The following is a 4,942-nucleotide window of genomic DNA, read 5'->3' as shown; positions in this document are numbered from 1 at the left end:
CGCGTGGTTCGAGTTGTGGCAGCGGGCCCGTCGGAGCCGAGCCACGCCAAGCGCGGCCCTGGTCGAGCAGGCCGACAGCGGCGAGCCGGCCCGGCAACTGGTGGTGAGCGGCGCGACGGCGGCGTCCTTCGCCTGGTCGCACCAGCTACCGGAGCTTCAGCGACTCACCGAGTCCGAGTTGGGCATCGTCGGCTTCCCCGGCCCGCCGGGAGCTCAGTGGGCACGAGCGTCGATGTACTGGGCGGGGTTCCGGGGCACCCGCCACCCGGACACGGTCGCCGACGTGATCAACTTTCTGACCACCAATGGTGAGGTCGGCGCCGTTCTCGGCCACGAACGTGGGCTGAACGCCAGTGCCCAGGTCCGCCGCTACGCCGAGGGCAGCATCACCGACCCGGCCCAGCGACGTGCCGCCGAGTTCGGTGCCAGCATCGCCGACCTGCTCGGGCCGGCGCCGGCGCCGCCACCCCAGGGGCACGCCAAGGTGCGCACCCTGCTGGTCGCCGCCGCCGAGCGGATCCGCGTCAAGCGTGACGGCACCCGCGAGGCCACCGCGCGTTTCCTGTCCCAGGCCATCGCGGCCCTGGCGGCGGTGAGCACCAGCGGCCAGACCGGAACCGGCCGCTGGTGACCCTCCGGCGTCGCAGGCGCGGTCAGCGCGGCGAGCGCGGTCAGCGCGGCGGGCCACCCCGGCGGTTGCGCATCAGACGCAACACCAGGAACACGACGATCGCGACCACCACCAGGCAGCAGAGCAGCGGGAGCACCCCGAAGCCACTGCGGCCTCGCCGCCGGGCGGCCTCCACCACGAGTTCGCCGGTGCCCGTGGACGCCCAGGCTGCGACCGGCACGAAGACCGCCAGTACGACCGCACCGAAGACCGCGCTCAGGCGGCCCCACCACTTACCGAATGAAGACATGTGCCCATCCTCGCCGAAGGGCGCAACCTCGGCACGTCGGTCCACGCCGAATCACGGGTCCGGATGGCGCGGAAGCTCCCCGGCCGGTGCGCAACGCACTCGCAACGTCCCGGCAAAGATGATGATCTTTACATGAATCTATCGAGGTGATCGGATTCGCCTCATGCTCACCTCTTTAGGCAGTGCGCGGATCTCTCGCACCCGAAGATCTGCGGCGGCAGCGGTCGGCGTCACAGTCGTCGCCGCTCTCCTCACCCCCACGGCCGCGCACGGCGCCCCACCACCCCCACCGCCGCCGACGAGACCCGCTCCGAGCGGCGACGCGGACCGCACCCCCGTCACGGTCACTCTGATCACCGGCGACCGGGTGACGGTGACCCCGGGCGTCCACGGCGCAACCGAATCGGTGGACGTGAAGCGCGCCCCGGGCGCCACCGGCTCCGTACGCATCTCCACTGAGGGCCGAGACACCTACGTGTACCCGGACGAGGCGTTGCCGTACCTCGCCACCGGTCGACTCGACAAGCAGCTGCTCGACGTCACCCAGCTCATCGCCCAGGGCTACGACGACGCGCGGACCGCCGACCTTCCCCTGATCGTCACCCGCACCACGGGTGCGGCGAAGCTCAGGACCGGCACCACGCTGCCGGGCGCGCAGACCGCGCTGGAGCTGCCCTCCGTCCGTGGTGAGGCGATCCGCACACGCCGATCGCAGGCGGCGGACTTCTGGTCGGCCCTCACCAGTGGACAGTCGCCGACTGGCCGCAGCGCTGCCACCCCGGCGCCCTCCTTCGCGGCCGGCGTCGACAAGGTGTGGCTCGACGGCACGGCGAAGGCCACCCTGGCCGACACCACCGCCCAGATCGGCGCGCCCGCGGCGTGGGCCGCGGGTGGCACCGGCAGCGGCGTCCGGGTCGCCGTCCTGGACAGCGGAGTGGACACCACCCACCCGGATCTCGCCGACCAGGTGGTGGCCTCCCGAAGCTTCATCGCCGGCCAGGACGTGATCGACCGGAACGGGCACGGCACCCACACCGCGTCCACCGTCGCCGGGACGGGCGCCGCCTCCGGCGGCAAGGAACGGGGCGTGGCCCCCGACGCCGACCTGGTGATCGGCAAGGTCCTCGACGAGCACGGCAGCGGGTCCATCTCGGGGATCATCGCGGGCATGGAGTGGGCGGCACGGGCCGAGCACGCCAAGGTGATCAACATGAGCCTCGGCGTGAGCGCCTGGCACACCCAGGACGACCCGCTGAGCCAGGCCGTCAACCAGCTGACCGCCGAGACGGGTGCGCTCTTCGTCGTGGCCGCCGGCAACAGCGGGCCAGACCCGTACACCCTCGGCGCGCCGGGCACCGCGGACGCCGCGCTGACCATCGGCGCGGTGGACACCTCCGACCACCTGGCGGGCTTCTCCAGCGTCGGGCCCCGGTTGAACGACGAGGCCCTGAAGCCCGACATGACCGCACCGGGGGTGGACGTGCTGGCGGCACGCTCGCAGCACATCCCCTGGGGCGAGGGCTACTACTACACCGACAGTGGCACCTCGATGGCAGCGCCGCACGTCGCCGGGGCGGCCGCCCTGCTGGTGCAGAAGCACCCGACCTGGAGCGCGCGGCAGCTCAAGGACGCGCTGATGGGCACCAGCGTCCGCACGCCCGACTACGACGCCTACCAGGCCGGTAGCGGTCGGTTGAACGTCGCCGCCGCCTACCACCAGGACCAGGTCGTCGCGTCCGGGTCGGTGGACGCCGGACTCGTCGGTTGGGGCAGCGCGCCACAGCCGATCAAGCGGACGATCACGTACACCAACACGACGGACAGCCCGATCGCGTTGGAGCTCTCCGTCGATCACGGCACCGCCCCCGCACAGACGTTCACGGCAACCGCCGACCGCGTCACGGTGCCCGCTCGGGCCAGCGCGACGGTCGACGTCGTGGTGGCCCCGGCCGGCCTCTCCCCCGGCAGGTACTCCGCCCAGGTCACCGCCCGCTTCGCCGCCGGCGAGGTGCACACGGCCGTCGGGGTCGCCGTCGAGTCCAAGAAGTACGACCTCACCATCCACCTGAAGGACCGCGCCGGCCGGCCCATGAGCGGCGAGGTCGAGGTCGTCAACGCCGAGACCGGCTCCGCCTTCATGTGGGTGCCGGACGGAAAGCTCACCGCCCGCCTGACGCCTGGCTCCTACACCGTCGTCGCGGCGGCGGACGTGGAGGGTCTGCACGGGCCCCGCTCCCTCGGGCTCGCGATGCTGACCGCTCCCGAGGTCGACCTGAGCACCGACCGGGTCGTGGAACTCGACGCCGCGCGGGCCCGCCAGGTGAAGGTGGCGACACCCCAGCCGACCGCCGTCGTCAACAGTCGGATCGACGTCTACCGCTCCTTCGCCGAGAGCGAGCCGACACCCACCGACTGGAACGCCCTGCGCGAGACGTTCTGGCCAGGCGCCGCCTACGACAGCCTGTGGGCCCTGCCGACCGGGAACAAGGTGCGCAGGGGCAGCTTCGTCTTCACCACCCGGATCCGCGCCGAGCAGACGCCGCTGGCCATCAGCTACCCCGGCCGGCAGCTCAGCGACCCGCTCGCCCAGCCCGGTTCCCCGCCCCTGCCCGACGGCACCTCGCGCCTGGACGCCGTCTTCGCGGGTGCCGGCGGCACCGCCGACTACGCCGGCCTGGCCGCCCGCGGCAAGGCCGTGGTCGTCCGCGGCAACGAAGCGGTGACCCCCACGGATCAGGCAGCGGCGGCGCACACCGCCGGCGCGGCGATGCTCGTCGTTGTCAACGACCGCGCGGGTCGCAAAAGCGAGTGGTACGGCAACACCGACGCCGTGACGACCGGACCGATCCCGGTGGCCTCGGTGACAATGGACGAGGGCGAGGCGTTGATCCAGAAGATCAGCGCTGCCGGCCGCAAGCCGCTACGCCTGGTCGTGGTCGCCCACCCCCGGGCGAAGTACCTGTACGACCTTGTGGACTACCACAGTGGCGGGGTGCCGAAGGACCCGTCCGCCAAGACCGACCCGCGCAACCTCGCCCGGATCGATCTCACCTTCTCCCCGCCCCCGGGGAAGCAGTCCAGCGAGACCCGGATGGACTTCCCGCCGTACGAGTACGCGGCGGCACGGCCGTTCCCGTTCGAGCCGGTCGCGCCGGGGCCGCGCACCGACTGGGTCTCTGCGGGTGGCGGCATCAAGTGGATGCAGTACGCCGACGTCGCCGACTGGGCGCGGTCCAACACGGAGGCCATCGCCTACCGGCCGGGCAGCGTCCAGAAGGACCGCTGGTTCGGGCCCATCACCCGGCCACGGATGCTCAGCACCGAGATCCCGTTCCGTGGTGAGACCGCCATGAGCGCCTACATCCAGGGCTTCGGCGACGCGGGCGCCGCCCACAGCGGCGGGGCCAGCATGTCGCAGATCGCCACGTTCTATCAGGGCGACAAGCAGCTGACCCAGTTCAACGGCTGGCCGGAGATCGGCGCGGGTGACCTGTCGCCGGAGAAGCTGCCGTACCGACTGGTCGTCGACACCTTGGGCAAACCCGAGTTCAGCCCGTACTCGACCGCCACGCACACCGAGTGGAGCTTCATCTCCGGCGGCACCACCGAGGTGCAGGCCATCCCGTTGGTCCAGCTGGACTACGGAACGGACGTGGACTTCGCGGGTCGGACGAAGCGCCGAACCGACTTCTCGATCACGCCAGTGGTGGTGGGCAGCACCGCGGCTCGGGATGCCGTGTCGTCACTTGAGTTGGAGATCTCCTACGACGACGGAGTGACCTGGCAGCGGCAGGACCTGCGGAAGAAGAAGGGAGCCTGGCAGGCGTCGTTGAACGCGCCGCCCCGGGCCGACTTCGTGTCTATCCGGGTCACCGCCAAGCAGCGCAACGGTGGCGGCGTCACCCAGAGCGTCACCCGGGCCTTCGGCCCGGGCATTCTTCGGGTATCGACTCGACGACCGGCCCGGCGTGGTACCAATTACCCGGGAAGGCGAAGCCGGCAGGAATGGGCGGCCCATGTCG

General features: G+C 71.6%; 2 protein-coding genes and 1 pseudogene. 2 read left to right on the top strand and 1 reads right to left on the bottom strand.

Annotation, left to right across the window (positions count from 1 at the left end):
- A pseudogene (locus ABZ749_RS29420) lies at positions 1-631 on the top strand (ABC transporter substrate-binding protein); the annotation flags it as partial.
- A gap of 40 nt (positions 632-671) precedes the next feature.
- Here the strand turns inward: ABZ749_RS29420 and ABZ749_RS29415 are convergent.
- A complete protein-coding gene (locus tag ABZ749_RS29415) occupies positions 672-920 on the bottom strand; it encodes a hypothetical protein (protein WP_030336617.1) in 249 nt (82 codons plus the stop codon).
- A 163-nt stretch (positions 921-1,083) separates the two neighbouring features.
- On the opposite strand from ABZ749_RS29415, the gene ABZ749_RS29410 reads away from it, so the two are divergent.
- On the top strand, positions 1,084-4,942 hold a 3,859-nt coding region (locus tag ABZ749_RS29410; protein ID WP_357233499.1), incomplete at its 3' end, for a S8 family serine peptidase.

Origin of the sequence: Micromonospora sp. NPDC047753 (genome assembly GCF_040642735.1) — a bacterium.
In the GTDB taxonomy this organism is placed as follows: Bacteria; Actinomycetota; Actinomycetes; order Mycobacteriales; family Micromonosporaceae; genus Micromonospora.
Note: the sequence above shows the minus strand (reverse complement) of the source record. Positions and strands in the feature narration are given on the sequence as shown.